The 20,796-nt window shown below is 54.2% G+C and carries 17 protein-coding genes, 2 tRNA genes and 2 pseudogenes; 10 read left to right on the top strand and 11 right to left on the bottom strand.

Annotated features, from left to right (window positions below):
* The first annotated feature begins 58 nt into the window (after positions 1-58).
* Positions 59-952 (top strand): LysR family transcriptional regulator, encoded by an 894-nt coding sequence (locus MRBBS_RS08915; protein ID WP_014871146.1) that lies wholly within the window; start codon positions 59-61, stop codon positions 950-952.
* Positions 953-960: 8 nt separating this feature from the next.
* Here MRBBS_RS08915 and MRBBS_RS08910 read toward each other — a convergent pair whose 3' ends face one another.
* The gene (locus MRBBS_RS08910) at positions 961-1,623 is read right to left on the bottom strand and encodes a hypothetical protein (protein WP_014871145.1); all 663 of its coding nucleotides are present in this window, start codon (positions 1,621-1,623) and stop codon (positions 961-963) included.
* A 208-nt stretch (positions 1,624-1,831) separates the two neighbouring features.
* On the opposite strand from MRBBS_RS08910, the gene MRBBS_RS08905 reads away from it, so the two are divergent.
* Genes MRBBS_RS08905 through MRBBS_RS08895 form a run of 3 tightly spaced genes read left to right on the top strand, consistent with a single transcriptional unit; the run spans position 1,832 to position 6,718 of the window.
* On the top strand, positions 1,832-4,039 hold the full coding sequence (locus MRBBS_RS08905) for a TonB-dependent receptor plug domain-containing protein (RefSeq protein WP_014871144.1): 2,208 nt from the start codon (positions 1,832-1,834) through the stop codon (positions 4,037-4,039).
* Positions 4,040-4,064: 25 nt separating this feature from the next.
* The gene (locus tag MRBBS_RS08900) at positions 4,065-5,099 is read left to right on the top strand and encodes a hypothetical protein (RefSeq protein ID WP_014871143.1); all 1,035 of its coding nucleotides are present in this window, start codon (positions 4,065-4,067) and stop codon (positions 5,097-5,099) included.
* Positions 5,096-6,718: a sensor histidine kinase gene (locus tag MRBBS_RS08895; RefSeq protein WP_014871142.1), complete on the top strand. Its 1,623-nt coding sequence runs from the start codon at positions 5,096-5,098 to the stop codon at positions 6,716-6,718. Before MRBBS_RS08900 ends, MRBBS_RS08895 begins: the two co-directional genes overlap by 4 nt.
* 52 nt (positions 6,719-6,770) lie before the next feature.
* Here MRBBS_RS08895 and gorA read toward each other — a convergent pair whose 3' ends face one another.
* From gorA to gspE, 10 genes are all read right to left on the bottom strand, one after another.
* Complete coding sequence (gorA, locus tag MRBBS_RS08890) at positions 6,771-8,144, bottom strand: glutathione-disulfide reductase (protein WP_014871141.1); 1,374 nt, start codon at positions 8,142-8,144, stop codon at positions 6,771-6,773.
* A 66-nt stretch (positions 8,145-8,210) separates the two neighbouring features.
* Positions 8,211-8,747, bottom strand: a complete 537-nt coding sequence (locus MRBBS_RS08885) for a type II secretion system protein M (protein ID WP_014871140.1) — start codon at positions 8,745-8,747, stop codon at positions 8,211-8,213.
* Between the two features lie 3 nt (positions 8,748-8,750).
* Positions 8,751-10,046, bottom strand: coding sequence for a type II secretion system protein GspL (gene gspL / locus MRBBS_RS08880; RefSeq protein WP_014871139.1), 1,296 nt, complete (start codon positions 10,044-10,046; stop codon positions 8,751-8,753).
* 2 nt (positions 10,047-10,048) lie between these two features.
* On the bottom strand, positions 10,049-11,062 hold the full coding sequence (gene gspK, locus MRBBS_RS08875; RefSeq protein ID WP_041635193.1) for a type II secretion system minor pseudopilin GspK: 1,014 nt from the start codon (positions 11,060-11,062) through the stop codon (positions 10,049-10,051).
* Positions 11,059-11,775: a type II secretion system minor pseudopilin GspJ gene (gene gspJ / locus MRBBS_RS08870; RefSeq protein ID WP_041635192.1), complete on the bottom strand. Its 717-nt coding sequence runs from the start codon at positions 11,773-11,775 to the stop codon at positions 11,059-11,061. The genes gspK and gspJ overlap by 4 nt, the downstream gene beginning before the upstream one ends.
* Complete coding sequence (gene gspI, locus MRBBS_RS08865; RefSeq protein WP_014871136.1) at positions 11,775-12,149, bottom strand: type II secretion system minor pseudopilin GspI; 375 nt, start codon at positions 12,147-12,149, stop codon at positions 11,775-11,777. Before gspI ends, gspJ begins: the two co-directional genes overlap by 1 nt.
* Complete coding sequence (gene gspH, locus MRBBS_RS08860) at positions 12,146-12,676, bottom strand: type II secretion system minor pseudopilin GspH (protein WP_014871135.1); 531 nt, start codon at positions 12,674-12,676, stop codon at positions 12,146-12,148. Before gspH ends, gspI begins: the two co-directional genes overlap by 4 nt.
* Before the next feature lie 6 nt (positions 12,677-12,682).
* Complete coding sequence (gspG, locus tag MRBBS_RS08855; protein ID WP_014871134.1) at positions 12,683-13,135, bottom strand: type II secretion system major pseudopilin GspG; 453 nt, start codon at positions 13,133-13,135, stop codon at positions 12,683-12,685.
* A 69-nt stretch (positions 13,136-13,204) separates the two neighbouring features.
* A complete protein-coding gene (gspF, locus tag MRBBS_RS08850; protein WP_014871133.1) occupies positions 13,205-14,416 on the bottom strand; it encodes a type II secretion system inner membrane protein GspF in 1,212 nt (403 codons plus the stop codon).
* Between the two features lie 3 nt (positions 14,417-14,419).
* On the bottom strand, positions 14,420-15,931 hold the full coding sequence (gene gspE / locus MRBBS_RS08845; RefSeq protein WP_014871132.1) for a type II secretion system ATPase GspE: 1,512 nt from the start codon (positions 15,929-15,931) through the stop codon (positions 14,420-14,422).
* Between the two features lie 162 nt (positions 15,932-16,093).
* Between gspE and MRBBS_RS08840 the strand changes: the two genes are divergently transcribed.
* The 6 genes and pseudogenes from MRBBS_RS08840 (at position 16,094) to MRBBS_RS08810 (ending at position 20,769) form a co-directional block, all read left to right on the top strand.
* Positions 16,094-16,768 (top strand): type II secretion system protein N, encoded by a 675-nt coding sequence (locus tag MRBBS_RS08840; RefSeq protein ID WP_014871131.1) that lies wholly within the window; start codon positions 16,094-16,096, stop codon positions 16,766-16,768.
* A gap of 5 nt (positions 16,769-16,773) precedes the next feature.
* Positions 16,774-17,484 (top strand): transglutaminase-like cysteine peptidase, encoded by a 711-nt coding sequence (locus MRBBS_RS08835; protein ID WP_014871130.1) that lies wholly within the window; start codon positions 16,774-16,776, stop codon positions 17,482-17,484.
* A 25-nt stretch (positions 17,485-17,509) separates the two neighbouring features.
* A pseudogene (locus tag MRBBS_RS18935) lies at positions 17,510-18,592 on the top strand (FAD-binding oxidoreductase); the annotation flags it as partial.
* 279 nt (positions 18,593-18,871) lie between these two features.
* Positions 18,872-20,404: pseudogene (locus tag MRBBS_RS08820) on the top strand (FGGY-family carbohydrate kinase).
* Positions 20,405-20,539: 135 nt separating this feature from the next.
* Positions 20,540-20,615: transfer RNA gene (locus MRBBS_RS08815), tRNA-Gly, on the top strand.
* A gap of 80 nt (positions 20,616-20,695) precedes the next feature.
* Positions 20,696-20,769: transfer RNA gene (locus tag MRBBS_RS08810), tRNA-Cys, on the top strand.
* Positions 20,770-20,796: the final 27 nt, after the last annotated feature.

The following is a 20,796-nucleotide window of genomic DNA, read 5'->3' as shown; positions in this document are numbered from 1 at the left end:
CATACATTTAAAAAATAGTTTATAAAGAACGTAACATTCACTTTTTAAGAACGAATAAATGAAACTTAATTACCATCATCTTTACTACTTCTGGGAAGTAGCCCGCACCGGACACCTGACCCGCGCTGCGGAGGCTTTGCACATCTCCCAATCGGCACTGTCTGGGCAAATACGAAAACTAGAGGGTAGTTTTGGTGAGGCGCTGTTTATTCGTGAAGGGCGGCGCCTGAAGCTTTCAGAGGCCGGTCGCGTGGCATTCAGCTACGCAGAAGAAATATTTCGCCAGGGCGCGGAGTTGTCCGCTTTGTTTGAAAGCGGGCACCAACCGGCGCGAGAAACATTAAGGGTCGGTGCTGTGGCGACGCTGTCGCGAAACTTTCAGGAGGGGTTTCTGTCTCCGCTGTTAGAACAGGATGATCTGGAGCTCAGCCTACAAAGCGGAGGGCTTGACGATTTACTACGGCGCCTGTCGGCACATCGGCTAGACCTGGTTCTGTCAAACCAGCCTGTTCAGGGCGACCAACAGAACCCATTTCGCTCTCGCCGCATCGCACGTCAGCCGGTTAGCATTATTGGGCCTCCGAACGCGGCCACCAACGTCGTATTCCCTGACTTTCTCCAGGGTTTGCGGCTGATTGTCCCTGGAGCCGAAAACAATATACGCCACGCTTTTGATCAATTCTGCGACTACCACAAAGTGCGGCCAAGGCTGATAGCAGAGGTGGATGACATGGCCATGATGCGGCTGCTGGCAAGGGACACCCGCTACTTTTCGGTACTCCCCCCGGTGGTCGTTCGTGACGAACTGAGAGCCGGAAGCTTGGTGGATTACGGTGCCTTACCCGGTGTTTTCGAAGAATTCTACGCCATCAGCATCCGCCGCCGATTCGAGCCTGCTATTCTGGCCCGGCTGCTGGCTCAGCCGGTCGGCGATTTTCTTAATCAAATTTAAGGAGTTCGTCAGCCCCCGCCCATACCGCCGAACAGGCTGGTCAAAATAGCAAGTCCAATAATCCAACCAATCACCGCCGGCCAGAAGTTGACAGATTGCGGTGGCTGCTCGTTCTGCTCGTCTTCCTCGCCCATCATCTCTGGTTCGGGATAATTACGTTCGTCCCGCTGCCGCTCTTTTCCATGGCTGCTCTCCGCTTTGCGCAAGCTCGACCATTCAAACCAGTCACCCAAAAATGCCGTTACCGACGCCGGAAACACACCATTTTCGGCCATCGGCCGCAACTGTGACTCAAGCCGACCGGCAATGTCAGCACGCAAAACAGGCTGATCGGCCGGAGGCTCACACAAGATAGCCTTCCACACGTCTACATTTTCCGCCCGAATGCTGTCGTTTAGCAGAGCTTTGATCTGAATAACCACTTCGCGCGTTACTTGCGCTGAAAAAGCGTCTAATTCCTTGGGTTGCTCAGGCTGCGCGCCTAGCGTGTTTGGCGGCGTTTTCACCTCGATATTAGAGGAAGCTGGTGCTGCACCAGTGGCTTCGCGAAAGGCTTGTTCCAAACGCTGCGCTTCATCGCTGCTGGCAAATTTCAGTTGTTGTTGGTAAGCCTGTTCTACGCGCTGGCGATCGGATGTCGGTTCTATTCCAAGTAGGTCCCAGCAATTCATTGCTACAGGTCTCCAATTATTAACGAATGTACATTTACGCAAGACAATCAAGCCTCACTGCAATAGCATACGCGTTACGCTACATAAATCGATTACTTATACTGCACTACACTGCAAGTATAGAGTGACTATCATGGACGTTACGAATTGCTTCTGTTGCCCGAACAGTGATGATACGAACTCGCGTTTTGCAATAACGCCTTTGCAAATGGCTCCGCGGAGCACCGTTGTACGCTGTGCAACCCAAGCTTTCAACAGCTTGCGGTTATATTCTTCGGCAACCTTACTGGCAGTCACCGCAGCCTTAGCACCCGCCCTGGCTGTCGGTAATGACATTCCCGATAAGGTTGAGCCTTTGCCTGGCTTTTACAGTTTCAGCGATGACATCCCCGAAGTGCTGACCACAACCCGCTTGCGGCAGCCCAAAACCCGGGTGCCGGGTAGTACTACCGTTATTGAAGGCAATTTGATACGGCAGCTGGGCATTAACAGCCTGGTTGAGATTTTCCGCCTGGTGCCCGGCATGGTCGTGGGTGAGGTGGGCAGCGGTACGCCAGTAACAACCTACCACGGTACCGTGCACTACGAACAAAGGCGCATGCAGGTGCTGATCGACGGGCGCACGGCCCACCGCGCCACGCTGTCGGATATGGATTGGCAAAGCATGCCTGTTGCGCTGGAGCTGATTGAACGGATTGAAGTAAGCCGCGGGCCCAACTCTGCGGCTTATGGCATAAACGCGTTTCTGGGCAGCATCAATATTATTACCCGGGATCCGGCCGATACCGCCGGTACTGAACTGCGGGTGATGTCCGGGTCCCGCGATTATCGGCGTACGTTTGCCAGCGTCGGCGATGCCAACGCCGACGCTGACTGGCGCATGGCTTTCGAGAAACGCGAGTTCGGAGGATTCGATTACCAGAAAGAGGGTGGGGAGTTTATACCGTTTCATGATGGCCAGAATCTGAACTTTCTAACCTTCGATTCACGTTTGAAACTGCAGCCAGACTTCAACATAGAATTGCGGGCTGGCGTTACAGACGGCGTTAACGAAGAAGATCAATACAAAACGGGCTACTTCCCGGCGCAAGCCAATCCCGATATTGATGTACGCGATTATTATCTGGATAGCCGCTTTAACGTCATTCCATCAGCCGATCATTTTTTTCACGTCCAGGTAAGTTTCGAGAACTTCAAACGGCGCCAGCGGTGGCCAATTAAGGTACCCACAGAGGACGTTTTGCCTTTATTCAATGGAATCTGTTCAAGCCCAGGTGGTAGTTCCGTCAACTGCTCAAACTTGAACACCGCGCCAGAGCCATTAACAGCTAATCTGAACGCCGATTCAGAAGATTCCCGGTTGGAACTGGAACTGCAGGACACGTTGATTCTGTCTGACACGACCAAACTCGTCTCTGGGCTGGGTTATCGCCATGACACCTATCGTTCGGAAGCCTTTTTCAATGGCCGTGGCACCAGTGAACAGTACCGGGTTTTCGGCAATTTGGAATATAGCCCTACAAATTGGCTGACCTTTAACGGCGGTGGCAACTGGGAACATACAGACACCACCGGACAGGGTTACTTTTCCCCACGCTTGGCGGCCAACCTGATTTTCAATAATCAACATGCGCTGCGTTTTGTTTACTCTGAGGCCGTGCGCACGCCAGACAGCTTTGAACAGAACCCGAATTATGGTTTTGTGCTGCGCAATGTGAATGCCGCGTATGCCAGCGAACTGGAAGGTTATCGATTGACCACCAGCGACATAGCGCGCGAGAAATTTTCCGATACCCTGGGCGTTGAATTACACGAAGAGAAAATTCGATCTCATGAAATCAGCTACTTTGGCCAGTTTCCTTTGACACCCGCTTTGCTCACTCTGGAGGTGCGAGGCTTCAAAGACGAAATGCGGGATATGATCAGCGGTGTTATCCAGTTTGAAGAGTGGAATATTGATAACAGCGTAGACATCGACCAGAAAGGTTTTGAAGTAGAAAGTACGCTGGTTTTTCCCTTAACAACCTTGCGAGCCAGTTATGGGTATTTGGATCAGGACACCCGCTACAGCGGTCCGCTAAGCTACAACGGCCAGAACCTGCGCGGAGAGGAAGAATCGATTAAGTTGAAACTCCTTGAGCGGCTGTCAGTCAGACATTCTGGAAGCATTGCTGCTATTCAAACCTTACCCTGGAATGTGACCGCCGCCAGTGTATTCTATTGGGCAGATGAGTTCCGAAACTCCCAATTTGAACGCTTTGATATACGCCTGGCCAAGCAGATTATTCAGCCACGCTACACAGCGGAATTTGCCTTTGTTATGCAGCACTACCTAAACCGGGAGTTTGATCTGAGCTCTGATAACAATATTGCAAACCAAAACCAGTTTTTTGTCGAAGCAGGGCTACGTTTTTAATGGACGTTAATAGGTAATGGCTCACATGTATCGATCGCTCAGCAAGGTGCGCCTGTTCCGGACAACATATTTTATCGCCCCCGGACGTTTTGCGGTTGCTGCGTTTTTTTGTTTTATCCTGATGCTGGGCGCCGGCGCTGCTCGCTCAGACATGACGATTCCGCTGATCTATGTGGTGGGTTCGGGCAACGATGTCTTAGACAACTATTTGCTGGATCAAGTGCGTCAGTTGGTTGGTCAAGAAGTAGCCGTTGTGCCGGTTAACGAGTCTAAACCGGCATTAAACCCGGGCATACCCATAGTGACCATTGGCCGTAGAGCCTTTACCACGACGCTGGGCAGATATCCGCAGTCGCCGATACTGGCAACACTGATTTCACAAGAATACTATCGCGCTATAGCCAGTGCGCGTTCGGATAAGGAATCGGAGCGCTCTGTGTCTGCCATTTACTACGACGTGCCTCTTCTCAACCAAGCGCTTACCGGCAAAGCCATACTTCCCCAATCGCGCCGGATTGCCTTATTGGCCACGCCAAAGAGCATTCACCTGTACAGCGAATTGCTGTCGCAGTTGCCGAGGCACAATCTGGAAGCGAAGATGTTTGTTGTAAACAGTAGTAGCGAGCTCATACCTGCTTTGGTGCGCGCACTCTATTACGGTGATTTCGTGTTGGCAGCTCAAGACCCCAGTATTTACAATCCAAACACCATTAAACACATTCTGCTGACCGCCTATCGGCGCAACATCATGGTGATTGGTCCTAGTCAAGCCTATGTCAAAGCCGGTTCTCTGGCCTCAAGCTACGCGCCCTACTCTGCGGTAGCGCAAGCCTTGGTTAGCGCTCTAGAACAATGGTATGAAGAGGGTTTCTTGCCGAAACCGGCGTACCCGACCGATTTTAATGTTCAAATAAACAAACAAGTCGGACGCTCCCTAAACATCCCTCTGCCGTCAGAGGCCAGCGTAAAGGAACAGGTGATAGAGCAGTTGCGTGAACAGGCGATGCCCGCCGCCAAAGACGCGGCAACGAATGCCGAAAATAGAGGAATGTTGCCATGACATTTCGGCCGCGGTTCTTTAAGGCGCACCGTCCACCTGCCAAACTTGCTCGAAAATTGCTTATTCTTGGTGCGTTGCCCGCTGTTCTGATGTTCGCCGCACTGATGCTGTTTTTTACTTATGTGCGCTTGCAAGACGCCAACGAACGGGTGGCGAAACACAGCCAGATTGTCGCTGACAGCCTGGCGTCCGTATTGGAATATGCGGTCGTATCCGGCAACACCAGTGTGCTTAACGACATTATTTCCGAATCTTTACGCCGCAGCCATGCTGACTGGATACGCGTGACAAACGTTCGCGGCGATGTCATCGGCTTTGTCAGTCACGCCAACGCCGACGCTAGTGAACGTAAGCGGGCCGATGTGGAAGCTCGAATAACGACGTTCGCAGCCCCCGCTTTGGACAAAAACATCTATATCGCTGAGATTCTTCAAAAACCACTAAACATGAACGGTTTAGATACCCCTGAGTGGTTCGATCCAGGTTTGAGCTTCGTCGGTGGAGCCTTGCGGGTAGGCAGCGTGCAGGTAGGTGCTGATCCGGACCTTCTAGCCAGCAAGCGCCGCGGCATCCTTTGGACGTCACTGGCTTTGAGTACTGCCCTGCTGCTGCTGACTATGTTTCTTGTTAATTACTTTCTCACCGATATCCTGCGCCCCATTCGTAGCATCGGGCTACGAATTAAAGCCCTCAGCCACCACGATTACAGCGTGACACCGGTAAATCAATACCGTAATTCTAAGGAACTGATCACCATAGAAATACGCCTAAACGAGCTAGCGCAGCATCTTGAAGAGCAACGAGAGTTGCAGGAACACACCTTGACTCAAACCCGCTCTGCCCTGGAGCAGGCTGAGCGCAACAGCCAAGCCAAATCCGATTTTATGGACATTGCGAGTCATGAGTTACAGACTCCTCTGCGGGCCGTGCTGAGCACTGTCAAACTGATCGAGCGCGAGAGCCTGAGCAAAAGCCAGAGCGAATACCTAACGACCGCCAGTCGCGCTGCGCAGGACCTTTCACTGGTGATAAACGATATTTTGGAGTATTCACGCCTCGATCGTGGCACTGCGGTGCTGCGGTCTTATCCATTTGATTTGCACCAGTTGATTCACAACTGCGTGGCGTCCCACAGACACATCGCGGTGGAAGCCGGATTAACCCTGGATCTCAGCTTTCAATCGGGCTTTCCAGACGTAGCGATGGTGCATGGTGATGCTCCAAAATTGCGCCAGATAATAGCAGGCCTTCTGGATAACTCGATTAAAAGCAGTCACGATGGCAATGTACAGATTGAAGCCTGCCTTAAATCCCTTGATTCTACACAGCTGCCGGATCATCGGAACGATGCCGATCAACTTCCTCCAGCGGTATTATTGAGCATTGCAGTGTTTAGTACCGCTGCTCAGGCTTTATCGCACAGCCTAGGCGTTAGCTTTGACAACTTTGATGACTTCGACAATGTAGGCCAGGGTAACCTGAGTGGAAACACCGGGTTTATGGGCCTGAGTCTGCCGTTGGTACAACGCCTTATCGAACTGATGGGCGGCCAGCTTAAAGTAGAGGCTAACGCCGATGGGCATTCGCTATTACGCTTCGAAATTCCCTTTGAACAATAAAAAAACGCCAGCTCCGGTCGCCAGAGCTGGCGTTTTGATTTCGCCTTGATCGTCAGTCGGGATCGACCAGCGTCGGCTCACGCATGGTTACAAACTCTTCCGCTGACGTTGGGTGAATGCCCATCGTTGCGTCAAATTGTGCTTTTGTAGCCCCGGCCTTGATCGCCACAGCCAGGCCTTGGGTGATTTCACCGGAGTCTGGCCCCACCATGTGAGCGCCCAGCACTTTGTCTGTGCGTTTATCGACCACCAGTTTCATCATGCAGCGCTCATCTCGCCCACTTAAGATGTACTTCATGGGTCTGAATTCCGAGCGGTAAACCCGCAGGCTATGCCCGGCCAAGCGCGCTTCCTGCTCAGTCAGACCAACGGTGCCGATGTTCGGTTGGCAAAAAACCGCAGTAGGAATCGCCGCATAGTCCATTTCGCCTTCACCGTCGCCAAACAATCTGCGTGACAGCACCATCGCCTGGGCCAAAGCGACCGGGGTCAGCTGGGGGGTACCAATCACGTCACCCAGCGCGGAGATTGAGGGTACTTCGGTCTGAAAATAGTCGTTTACCACCACGTGGCCTGAGTCATTCAGCGCTACGCCAAGCTCAGCCAACCCAAGGCCGTCAACCAGCGCGCGGCGTCCGGTCGCTGCCAGAACGAGCCCGGTTTTAAGTGTTTCACCATTGTTCAAAAGCACGGAATAATCGCCGCTTGCGCCGGTTACCGATTCGATGGTGACGTTAAACTGCAAATCTACGCCTTTCTTCATCATTTCTTGGGCTGTAAAGGTGCGGATATCGTCATCAAAGCCACGAAGAAACAGATCACCGCGGTACAGCAGTGTGGTTTTAACGCCAAGCCCAGCCAGAATACCGGCAAACTCCACGGCTATGTAACCACCGCCCCAAACCACGGCATGCTGCGGAAGTTCCTGCAAGAAAAACATCTCGTTAGACGTCAGCAGGTGTTCTTTACCGGGAATGTCAGGCACCACTGGCCAACTTCCAGTGGCAACGGTAATGTGTTTGGCGCTATAGCTTCTATCGCCAACGACCACGGTATTTGGACCGCTTAAGCGGGCGCTGCCATTAATAACGGTTACCCCAGCACTTTCTAACAGGCGCCCATAAATGCCCTTCAGGCGCTCGATCTCGGTGTTTTTATTTGCGAGTAATGTGGGCCAGTTGAATTTCACGTCGGCAAGAGGCACTTGCCAGCCGTAACCGGCGGCGTCTTCCAGTTCGTCGTGAACGTGGGCGCCGTAAACAAACAGTTTTTTTGGCACGCAACCCACATTCACACAGGTGCCACCCAGGTAACGCGATTCCACCACCGCTACTCGCGCACCGCGCTGGGCAGACATGCGGGCCAATCGAACGCCACCAGAGCCGGCGCCTATGACAATCAAGTCGTAATCTACTGAGTCAGACACAAGGTCTCCTGTTATTAATTAATTTGAAACTATTTCATTTTATTTAGTTTTACGCTGGCCGGGCGATTAAAGGCCAAGTGTTAAACGGGCTGTTACGTTGCCCTCTTCGTCGGTCTTTTCCAGCGCTGCCTGATCTATTAGAACACCATTTTCGACACTCAGGGTTTCCAGCCAGGAGGCCACATCGGAAAAGGGTACGTTATCCATCCATATACGAACTGAGTTATCACCGCTAGGTTCAAAGCGCTGCAACACGAGCCCGGACTCCCGTGCCGAACCGGTTACCAACCCCATTAACGCGCGGCTATCTGCGGGTTTGTTGATAGCAGTGTCAGCACCAGCGTCAACGCGACTCGCTCCCGCAAGCGTACTTATGCTAGCAGCGTTGCTGTTCATCCAGGTCAGAAGCTGCGCGGCGTTGAGCCGCGATGTCTCCGCGTGATCGTGATAACGGGTGGCCGGCAGCCAGAGTGCGAAATACAAAAAACCCGCCAGTAGAGCAACAACGAGCCATCGCAGGGCTTTTTGATCACGCGGGGGGAGTAGCAGATACTGAACCTGAAGTTTGCGAACGCCGGCCTGTTTTTTCAATTTTTCAAGCATCGTTTAACCTCCTGAAACCGTTAAACGCCCGCGAATTTCACCGGCTTCGTTCACCACCGAACCAATTTGCGCGTCCAGCCCCTGCGCTACAAGCCCATTACGCAACTGGCTCATAAGGTCGTAACTGTCTGCGCGTAAATCCACCACCAGTTCGCCGCGGGCCTGGTTGTAATTCAGCGAATTAAAGCGAATACCACTGCCGCCAGAAACCGCCGCATACTGTTCGCCGGTAAATTTCATCAGGGTTATAAAGTTGAGACTTGGGCCACCGTCAGCGTTTTGTCTGAGCTGACCTTCAACCACTCTGCGCACATTGCCGGGGTGGGTGCGCCGGTCGTCAGGAAATGCCTGTCGGTAAACACTCATGGCCTGCGCCGTCAGGTTGTCGGCCTGATGTTGATAGTACCAGCCTAACCCTGTTTCCAGAGACAGTTGGAGCACCAACCAAGCTGCGGCTACCAGAATTAAGGATCGCCAGGGCGCTAAGGCGCTTTTTTTCGCCGGGCCAGCAGCAAAGTTACCTTGGCACAGATTGATGGCGCTTGCACTCTGGCGCTGGTGAAACAGCGCCAATAACTCCACTGGCAAGCGCTCGGAATGTTCAGTCGTCATCTCTATTTTATCTTGCGCGACGCTATCCGCAATAAGTAAAGCCAGTTCATCGCCCACCTGCCCCTCAACATACAATGTTAAAGGCACAGCCTCGCCGCTGCCGGGTACGGCCAGTGTTTGCAGAAACATGCTTAAATTTGTGGTTTGCACACTTAACCACTCACCGGCCGGGCCCAGCAACATGATCACCTCGCCATCTACGCAGGCACTCCAACCGTCAGCCCTGGGCGGGAGCAGCGATGCGTCGGCGTATATGCCACTCAAGGTAAGGTCGCGCCAACCGCTGAACACGCTAAACCAGTTGGCCATGCGCTCACGGTCAATCGCGGCTACCCGGTAGCCCTGGTTGCCGCCGTTGCCGAGCGCCAGATGCAGGGTTTCTATATCCTGCGCTAGCTGTTCTTCAACCGCATAAGGCAGTGCCTGAACAATAAAACGCCGCTGATTCGCGGGTATATTGGCCAGGCAGAATGCGGCTTCGTCGCCGGGAATTAGCCCAACTAGCAGGCTGTGTTCAATAGCGTTCTGCGCTAGCGTCTGCTCGATGTCATCCTGGCTGTCGGCTTCGCCTTTGGCCTGGCAATGGCCGGCACTGTCCAACAGCGCCCAACTGTAACGCCGTTCGCCTGGCTGTTGCTCCACAGCGGCAAAGCCTGAAACCGACCGCACATATAGGCGATAAGACATGGTTATCCTTCTAAAATGGTAAACGGCGCTTTGGTAATTCGGTTTTTTTGCCCTGTGTCCCGGTGCAATGTAGACACCTTACCCTCCGGGTCGCGGTAAACGGTGCTAACCATGTGCACAACACGCTTATCGTAGGTAATTCTTGCAACAACTTCAAAAAAACGGGTCTGCAAAGTAAGGCCCTCTGGCCTCAAGCCTAGACCGGAAAATTGCGGCAGCGCCAGAAAGTCTTTGATGTTCTCAAAGCGTTGTTTTTTTCGCAGTTCAATCACCGCATTTACCTGAGCCGCACTCAAGTCCGGATGCAGGGTTTTTAACACTTCCGCGCTGGCGGTATTTACATTGATGCCCAGGCCACTGACAGGCAGCGCCGCCACGAAGGGTCGAAGCGCCTGGTAGCCTTCCTCGGTCATGCCCTCCAGCAGTCGCAGTTCGGTTACGCTGGCAAACTTTTGATTGCCCGCCCGATAACCCGGCTGCGCCAACAAATATTGGCCGTCTTCGGCACCATAAGCACTGATGGTCTGGTCGTTTGCATCCACCCAATCAATAAACACATCGGTTTTCAGGCCGGTTATCTGAAGGTTCTGCAGTAATTGGTCCAGGCGTCCACGGCTCACCGGGTCTGGCTCGTTATCGGCGCCAATAAGGTCATTTAGATTCAGCCTGCCACCCAAATCGTCCAACTGTATTTCGGCCACGCCGCCATCATCTAACGGCAGCACAACGGAGTTAGCCGCCCAGAATTCGTCCAGACTGTCGATCGGTGCTCCAGATTCTTTATCTTCCTCGTAATCTGTCATCAGTATCTGGTGGGCGAACGCTTCTGCACCCAACGCCACACTCAGCCCTTGCTGCTGAGCCAGGTAATGCCCTGCCTTGAACACCCGAAGGCTTTGCTGATGTGTCATTCCGGTTGCCAGTATGACCACCAGTGCCATCGCCAGCAGCACCATGATTAGTGCCACACCCTGCTGGTGCCAATACGTCGAAGAAGCTTCACTGTGACGCATCATTGGTCACTCGCCGGAACCGACGTTTCATCCCCGGCGGCGCTGTCGTTGGAGACGCTTTCAACTCTGCGATTCAGGCTGGCCTGCGCCTTGCCGGCATCGAAATCTGTTAGTACGAAGAGGCGCTCCAGCGTGCCAAAACGGTCGTGCTCTAAGGTCAACTCCAGGCCCGCAGGCAGCGCGGGCGCTTCGCTGACCTCTTTGGCGCCGGCAGATGATTCCTGCACCGGCCAGTTGTCCTGCCACTGCCGGTTACTGTCCAGAAAACGCAGCTTGAACGTTTTTAACCCGTCCAGCACCTGCGCTTGCCTGCGATTGTCTTCCTGGCCTTGGTCCAGCGCTGGCCAGTAACTGCGCACCAGTGCATTGCCATTGTATTCCCATGCCACGCGCTGCAGTTCGCTGCGGCGCTGACCTAAAGGGTTACGCCAGCCTTGACGGGTAAAAAGCAGGTTGAAAGGTTTGCTACGACTGGTCAGTGCAGGCTGAACGTCACCATAAATATCCCGCGCAGGGCGATTAATGACCTGGTTCATGTCTCGTTCAAACAACAGCATGGTGCGCTGAAGCGCTGCAAACTCATCGGCAACGTCGTTAACCCGGTCGCGGGCGTTAATCACGCCGTTTAAGACCTGCCAAACGCCCAAGCCAATCATGGCGGTAATGGCAATGGCTATCAGCATTTCCATTAACGTGAAGCCGCGCTGGCCGGCCATCATTTTGCACCCACAAAAGCGGCCAGGCTGTGCACTGAATCAGGGGCTGAGGATTCGTCTCGGTAGCGGCTGACACTCACCTCAACCCTACGGATATTAGCGTCTGCGGTGCTTGTTACGCGAGTGATCACTTGCCAGCGGTAAGGCCCGAACTCCTGGTCGCTGGCGGCGCCACTGGTGGCCGGCAAGCTACTTTGCAGCCGTATTTCGTTGATCCGGTTTCCCGCTAGCCACGCTGCCAGGGTTTTGTCGCGAACACGTTCGTAACTGGCAATATACTGGCTGCCCACTTGCGCAGCCGCAGTTGCAATCAAGCCAAAGATCAGCAGGGCCACAAGCACTTCGATCAAAGTAAAGCCTGCTGACCGCTTCATGGACCATCCGCCTCAGCGCCGGGCTTTTGCCAGTGTATGAGCGCAATACCGTCAGAATACAAACGGTGAGGGGCCAATGCCTGGCCCTTCACCATTAACTCAATTTCAAAAGCTGTGTTTTCTCCGCTAGAAAAAAACACAACACTGGGCCGTAACGCCTTGTTGTCATTTGTTAAGCGCGGGGCGTCAGAGGCCACGATTGCATCCACTGACAGCCAGGGTGGCAGAGCGTGGGCCTGAAACAACCGCTCCGGACTGGCTTCCCAAGCCTGGGTTTCATCATCAAACACCACAAATTGGTAGTTGTCAGTATCTATCACCAAGCCCGCTTCCAGATTGTTTAAAACGGCTTGCTCGGACACCACCTGCATGCGCAGATACAGATCCTGAACCTCAGCTTCCAGCTCGCGCTGCTGCGAGCTGCCGCCCATAGTGAACACAGCTAGCGCAGCCACCAGTCCGACAATGACCAGCACCACCAATATCTCGATCAGGGTGAAACCGTTCTGGGTGGCGTTACGTGGCACTGTTTATTAGCCTTTGGTGTTCCAAATACTGAGGTCGGCGGCGTCGTCTTCACCGCCTTCCTGGCCATCTGAACCTAACGAGTAAAGGTCATAGGCGCCTTCCGTGCCCGGGCTGACGTACTGGTAAGGCGCCCCCCAGGGGTCTTCCGGGGCATTTTTCAGGTAGCCGTCGGCGTTCCAGTTTTTCGGCTCCGGGCTACCCGCAGGCTTGTTAACCAAGGCTTCCAGCCCTTGCTGGGTTGACGGATAATGGCTATTGTCAAGGCGATACAAATCCAGGGCATTGCCAATATTACTGAGCTGGGTTTGCGCTACTGTGACCTTTGCTTGGTCACTACGGCCCATGATGTTGGGCGCCACAATGGCGACCAATAAACCAAGAATGACCATCACCACCATAATTTCAATAAGGGTGAAGCCTTGGTTTTGGCGAATATCGGGAGAGTTCGAACGCTTCATAATAAGACACGTATCCTTGGTTATGGGTCTATTGGTCTGTCCGAATTGCGCTTCAAGAGCATTTACACTTTAGCCCACTAGATTACTCATATTCAGAATCGGCAGCATAATGGCCATCACGATAATCAGCACCACTCCACCCATCAGCAACAGCATCAATGGCTCAAACAGGCCAACGATCGCAGTAATTTTCGCCTGCAGAGTGTTTTCCTGCATTCTGGCCGTGCGCTCCAACATGCTGTCTAGCTCGCCACTGGCTTCGCCACTGGCAATCATGTGCAGCATCATCGGTGGAAAGTAACCGCTCTGATCCAGCGCTCTGTGTAATGCTCCGCCCTCACTGACTTTACGCGCAGCATCTTTTAGCTCCTGGCGCAGGTAATCGTTACCGAGAACCTCCCCAGCAATGCGCATCGCGTCCACCAGCGGCACACCACTGGTGGTCAGTATACTCAAGGTACTCGCATAGCGAGCCGTGTTAACGCCCCGCACCATCCCTGCCAGTAGCGGTAAGTGCAGCAGGCGCTTATGCATGCGCAAGCGAAACGCTGGTTTGCCCATCGCAAAACGAAACGCCACCAGCCCAGCGCCCAGAGCAATGAGCAGATAGATACCGTAGCTCAGCAAAAAATCCGACATGGACAGCATGGCCCGCGTCAGCAATGGCAACTGTTGTCCCTGGCGCACAAACACAGCAATGATGTCTGGCACTACATAGGTGAGCAAAAACACCACAATGGAGATGGCGACTACGCTCAGAATAATCGGGTAAATAGCCGCCAACTGAATTTTCTGGCGGGATTCCTGGCGGCTTTCGGTGTAGTCCGCGAGCCGGTTCAATACTAGGTCAAGGTGGCCTGCGTGCTCTCCAGCGGCCACGGTTGAACAGAACAGCCGCGGAAAAGCCCGCGGGAACTCACCCAGGCTATCGGCGAAGCTATAACCCTCCATCACCTTGGCGCGAATGGCGATTAACATACCGCGAATACGCGGATTACTCGACTGTTTTGAGGTCACACTCAGGGTCTGCTCGATGGGAATCCCGGACTGGATCAAGGTCGCCATCTGGCGCGTAACCAAAGCCAAATCTGCTGCGTTCAGTGAACCTCGCGCATTCAATGATGGGCCCCGCCCCGATTTTTCCACAGCTGGCTCTACTGCAAGTGGCGTCAACCCTTTTTCGCGCAGCTGCTGACGTACCGCCCGCGGTGCATCGGCTTCAAGAACGCCTTGTATCTGTTTTCCGCGAGCGTCCAGTGCCTTATATTCAAAAGCCGGCATGATTTATTGGTTCCGGTGGGTAACGCGAAGTACTTCTTCCACGCTGGTGATGCCCGCCAAAATCTTGGCTACGCCGTCGGCGTGAATGCTGGGACTGTTTAAACGGGCTTCCCGTTCCAAGGCCAGTTCGCCGGCGCGTTTATGAATCAGCGCACTGAGGCTTTCGCTGATCTCCACCGTTTCGTAAATACCGATACGGCCGCGATAGCCCAAATCGTGACAATGTGCGCAGCCTCTGGCGCGAAATATTCGCGGCGGATTGGCTGGGTCCTGCTGCAGAAACTCACACTGTTCCGGCGTGGGCTCATAAGCTTCACGACAATAGGGGCACAACAGTCGCACCAAGCGCTGGGCCACAATGCCCACAATACCCGATGAAATTAGAAAAGGTTCGATGCCCATGTCCATCAATCGCGTTATCGCACCCACCGCAGAGTTGGTGTGCAAGGTGGACAACACCAGGTGGCCAGTCAAACTCGCCTGAACCGCAATTTCCGCCGTTTCAAGGTCTCTCACTTCACCAATCATCACTACGTCAGGGTCTTGCCGCAGAATTGCACGCAGGCCGCGGGCGAAGGTCATATCCGCTTTGGTATTAACCTGGGTCTGGCCAATCCCCGGCAGGTTGTACTCAATGGGATCTTCCACCGTCAGAATATTGCGGCTGCGGTCATTTATTTCCTGCAACGCCGCGTACAAAGTGGTGGATTTACCGGAGCCGGTTGGGCCTGTTACCAGCAAAATTCCGTAGGGTCGATAGATTAACTTGCGCACTTTTTCCAGGTCGTAACCGCCCATGCCCAGAGATTCCAGGCGTATAGCGCCAGCTTGCTTATCGAGCAATCGAAGCACCACCCTTTCACCGACCGACGAAGGCATGGTCGACACGCGAATATCCACTTCCCTACCAGCAACCCGCAGAGCAATGCGGCCATCCTGAGGAATGCGCTTTTCGGCAATATCGAGTTTGGCCATAACCTTGATTCGTGACACCAACAAAGGCGCCAGCGCCCGCTTGGGCTGCACAATCTCGCGCAGAACGCCGTCTACCCGGAAACGTATAATCAATCGTGTTTCATAAGTTTCAATATGAATGTCCGACGCGCCGGTTTTCAACGCTTCAGTCAGTATCGCGTTAATCAGGCGTATAATAGGGGCGTCGTCTTCTTGCTCCAGCAGGTCTTCGGTTTCTGGCACCGAATCCGCCAACGACGCCAGGTCCATATCGTCACCAATACCCTCGACCATTTGCATGGCAGCGGTAGAGTCGTTCTGGTAAGCATCGTTCAAGGCCTGATCGAACTTATCCGCCTCAACGGTGGCAAAGCGGGCACGCCCTCCGCATAGGCGGTTGGCCTCGGCCAACGCAATGTGGGAAGAGCCAGGGCGCACCAAAATAACCGTTTCGCCGTTGCCTGTGCGGGTCACAATTACGCCGTTGCGTTTGGCAAACGAAAACGGCAGCCTGCTGGTGGCTCTATTATTACTCGGCAGTTGTTCGGGTTCTGAACTCACGACGTTTCTCGCTGCTGGTCGGCTTGCCTACAAAACAAGTTTAAAGGCTACCACAGCGGGTAGGCCGCCTGAATAACCCAGTGCTCTATACTGCCATTAAACGATGGCTCTCTGGTAACCTGTTGGTGTTAACTGCCAAACCTGTCTCAGCCGGAAAAACACATGCGCCTGGATTCGAAACATCTTATAACGGCTGCCGCCCCTGCGCTGGCAGTCATAGTGCTGGTTTCCACCGCCTGGCAAGCTTGGGGCGTGTGGCAGCAGGAGTCGGCCGAGGGCGGCGTTATTGCAGCCGTCAGCATGGGTTCTGCCCAGGCGCAAAGGCCAGTTCCACAGATTGCGCTGTTTAGCCTTCAGCTGTTTGGCAGTACACAGGCCAACGACCCCGGCGTTCAGCAAAACACAGAGAATCTGCCTGAAACCAATCTACAGCTCACCTTACGGGGCGTTTTAGCCGCCGCCGGCGACTTTGCTGGCAGTGCGCTGATTGAAGACGATCGCAACAACACCGACGCCTACCTGGTGGGCGACACACTACCCGGCAACGCGACACTGCGCTCGGTTCACCCTGCACGAATCATCATTGAGCGCTCAGGCAAGCTGGAAAATTTATATTTTCCAGCAATCGACAGCCGCAGTGGTTTCAGCGCTGTTGCCAATGAAGCGCAAAGCCCAGAGCCTGCTTACACGCCACCGGCAGGTCCGCAGCCGGCACTTTCACAACCTGACTTATCAGAACCTACCAGCGCTGCCAATGCGCCTACAGACGAACAACGACGAGCCGAAATACGCGAAAGGCTTGAGCAGCTACGTCACAGCTTGCGCAATGGAGGTTGATAAGATTGATTCTAGCGTCCCAACACCGCGCTTCTTTACCCGCAGCCACGACATCGGCGCTGCGCCCGCTGCTTAATGGCCGCTCTTGGTTGTGGGCAATTTTACTGACGGCCACTCTAGGCTCGGTTGGGAACGCGTTTGAGCTCACCGATACATTGATGAGCTATGTGCGCGCCGAGTTTGGTGACGAAGCCTACCAGCGCCTGCAGAACTATCAGCGCCTACAACTGCTAGCCAGCAGAGCCCCGATAGACCGACAGTTACGCTTGGTGAATTCGTTTTTCAACCAGTCGCGCTTTGTCAGCGACATTGAACACTGGGGCGAAGAAGATTATTGGGCCACTCCAGTAGAACTGCTGACCACCAACGCCGGTGATTGCGAGGATTTTTCTATTGCCAAATACCAGACCCTGCGCTCCATGGGTGTGCCCGACGAGCAGCTACGCATTGTGTATGTCAAAGCTCTGGAGCTGAATCAGGCGCACATGGTTCTGGCCTGGTATCCACGCCCGGATGCCGACCCACTGATTCTTGACAACCTTATAAATGACATTAAATTTGCATCACAACGCACTGATCTTGAACCAGTTTATAGCTTCAACGGCAGTGGCCTATGGTCCAGCAAAGCTGGCAAAAACAAGCGTATTGGCGAGGCAGACAAACTGTCTCGCTGGCGCGAGTTAAACCAGCGCATGCAACAGTCCGAGCAACCCTGAAACTCGACAACAAGGAACCCGCCAGATGCGGCGTTGGAATGGTTGGGGTGATGATTCTTTTTCACTGGGACTGCCCCGCAGCGGCGAAAATTTTCTAGCGACGCGCATTGAGCACAGCAGTGCCCCGCAAGACGTAACCCTGGCCAGTGTGTGCGCCAAGGTGCCACAAAGCCGCTTGGGCAAGGAGCGCCCCGCCGGTATTGAGCTCACTACCGACGCCGAAACCCGGGTACGCCATGCACGAGGCCAAAGCCTACCGAACTGGTTGGCCATGCGCAGCGGGCAGATTGATTGCTTCCCCGATGCTGTGGCATTTCCACGGTCATCTTCTGAAGTACGCGAACTACTGGCATTCGCCAGCGCAAACTCGCTGCACCTTATTTCTTACGGTGGCGGCACCAGTCGTAGCGGGGCACATCAACCCCCTAGATCTTGGTCATCCCGTTATCACCGTTAGCATGGTAGCAATGAACCGCTTGCTGGATCTGGATCCTGCCAGCCAGGTTGCCACCTTTGGCGCGGGTACGCCCGGCCCCAGGTCGAATCCCAGCTTCGCGCCCACGGTTTAACCCTTGGCCACTTCCCGCAGTCTTTCGAATTATCCACGATAGGTGGCTGGGTCGCCTCGCGCTCCAGCGGCCAGCAGTCCCTTCGCTATGGCCGGATCGAGCAGCTTTTTGCCGGTGGAACTCTGGAGTTGCCGGACTTCCCCGCCTTCAGCGCCGGGCCCGACTTGCGCGAGCTAGTGCTTGGCTCGGAAGGCCGTCTTGGCATTATTACCGAGGTTAAAGTTCGGGTAAGCCCGCTGCCACAGCGCGAGCGCTTTCAGGTGGTGTTTTTCCCAAACTGGGCGCAAGGACGCGACGCCTGCCGTGAACTGGCGCAGCAACGCGTGCAACTGTCGATGCTGCGCTTAAGCAACGCCGAAGAGACCCGCACCCAGTTGGCTCTGGCCGGCCACGAACGGGCCATAAGATGGCTGCAGCAAGCTCTGGCTTTGCGCGGGGCTGACACAGAAAAATGCATGATGACGTTTGGGGTCACTGGCAGCAGCGTGCAATGCCGCAGCGCCCTGCTCCAGGCTCGCCGCAGGACCGCTGGAACCGGTGCTGGGTACAAGCGTTGTGCATAACCCCGCCATCGACCTGACATGGGCTTAAATTTGCTATGCCTGCCAGAGCGATCAGGTCAAACACTTGGATGATTTGCTGTTGCGGCATACCCGTTTAGGACTCTTAATAGCAGACGGCGCGACCGTGCTTTTACCGCAGATCAAAAATCGCTGCCGACCGCTGCCGGGCTGGAGCGAAAGTCACTGGCAAAACGAAGTTGAACGCTATAGAAAGATTTGGCGAAGCTATTATAGCCTGCCCCTGGGCACAGCCTAATGATGGTCACTCCCCTGATACTGGCCATCGACAACGGCACCCAAAGCGTGTGCGCGCTGTTGTTTGATGGCGAAGGCAACCTGCTTGGCAGCGCTAAACAGGAGTTTGAGCCCTACTTTTTCACTAAACCGGGCTGAGCCGAACAACACCCACAGTATTTTTGGGATGCCTTGGGCCAGGCCTGCCAGCAGCTGTGGCAGGAAACCGACGCAAACCCCACGCAACCCTGACCACCCAGCGTGGCACTGTGGGCAATCTGGACGCTAACGGCATCCCGCTACGAACGGCTATTATATGGCTAGACCAACGCCAGTGCACCGCTGCCAGCTTACCTACGTTGGCCTTTTCGCTTGCTGGGCCTTACACCCACCGTTCAGCGCTTTCGCGAAAACTGCCAGGCTAACTGGATTGCCCAGAATCAGCCGAATGTCTGGCGCGATACACGCTACTTTCTATTGTTATCGGGTTATTTAAACTATCGCTTGACCGGCGAGTTCCGCGACTCCAGCGCTAGCCAGGTAGGCTACCCGTCCTACGATTACAAACGTCAGACTTGGGCCCGCAAACGTAACTTCAAATGGCGACTGATGCCGATTGGCCCTGAACAACTGCCGCAGCTGATTGCGCCCGGTGAAATAGTGGGAGCACTGACCGTTGCCGCTGCCGGACACCTCGGGCTACCAACGGGCTTGCCGGAGCTGGCGGCGACGTCGGATAAGGCCTGCGAAGTTCTAGGCAGCGCGTGATATCGCCAGACACTGCCTGCCTAAACTATGGCACTCCCGCCACGGTGAACACCACCAACCCGCGTTATGTGGAACCAATACGTTTTATACCACCCTACCCGGCAGCCACCCCCGGCCACTACTCTACAAAAGTAATAATTTACCGGGGCTATTAGATGGTGAGCTGGTTCAAGCGGGAATTTGGGTTGCATGAGCGCTTGTTGGCAGAGCAACGTGGCATCGCGCCAGAACAGTTATTCGATGTGCTGGTGAACTCGGTCGGCGCAGGCTCCATGGGCCTGATGTTGCAGCCTTACTGGTCCCCGGCGTGCGCCAGCCCGGCCCGGAGGCCAAAGGCGCCATTATTGGTTTTGGCGACGTGCATACCCGCGCGCACCTGTATCGCGCCATGCTGGAAGGTTTGGCGTACGCGCTGCGGGAGGGCAAAGAGCGCATTGAAAGACGCAACGGCCAGAAAATCCAGCGCCTGAGAGTGGCCGGCGGCGGCTCACAAAGCGATGCTGCCATGCAGCTGACCGCCGACATTTTCGGACTGCCCGCGGAACGCCCACACACCTGCGAAACCTCCGGTTTGGGCGCCGCTATTACCGCTATGGTCGGCTTGGGTATACACCCGGATTTTCCAACGGCAGTTGCAAAATGACACGGGTAGGCGCGGTATTTCATCCAGACCCCGAAAATCAGGCACTGTACCAGCAGCTGTACAGTGAAGTTTTCTTGAAAATCTATCCGCAGCTTGAAAGCCTGTACAAAAACATCCGCCATATTACCGGTTACCCGCGCTAGTATAATTTATGGCTAACCAGCAAAATGCTTTTCCCCTTCAGCATTTACCGATATTTTTTCATCAGGCGGTTGACGCTCGAGGAAAGATCCGTATAATTCGCATCCGTTGTCGGGCAACAACTTACGACAGCATTTGCGGGAATAGCTCAGTTGGTAGAGCGCAACCTTGCCAAGGTTGAGGTCGCGAGTTCGAATCTCGTTTCCCGCTCCAATTTTTTCTGGATAAATCAGAGAAAATACTTCAAAAGTCTCTCACCCCACTAGAGAGCACAAAGCCAAAAGGCTTTATCAGGCGCGGTGGCAGAGTGGTCATGCAGCGGACTGCAACTCCGTTAACGCCGGTTCGATTCCGACCCGCGCCTCCATTTTTTATCAATTACTAATACTTTCTA

Origin of the sequence: Marinobacter sp. BSs20148 (assembly GCF_000283275.1) — a bacterium.
Lineage (GTDB): Bacteria > Pseudomonadota > Gammaproteobacteria > Pseudomonadales > Oleiphilaceae > Marinobacter > Marinobacter psychrophilus.
The sequence above is the reverse complement of the archived record's forward strand: the minus strand, read 5'-3'. Positions and strand labels throughout refer to the sequence as shown.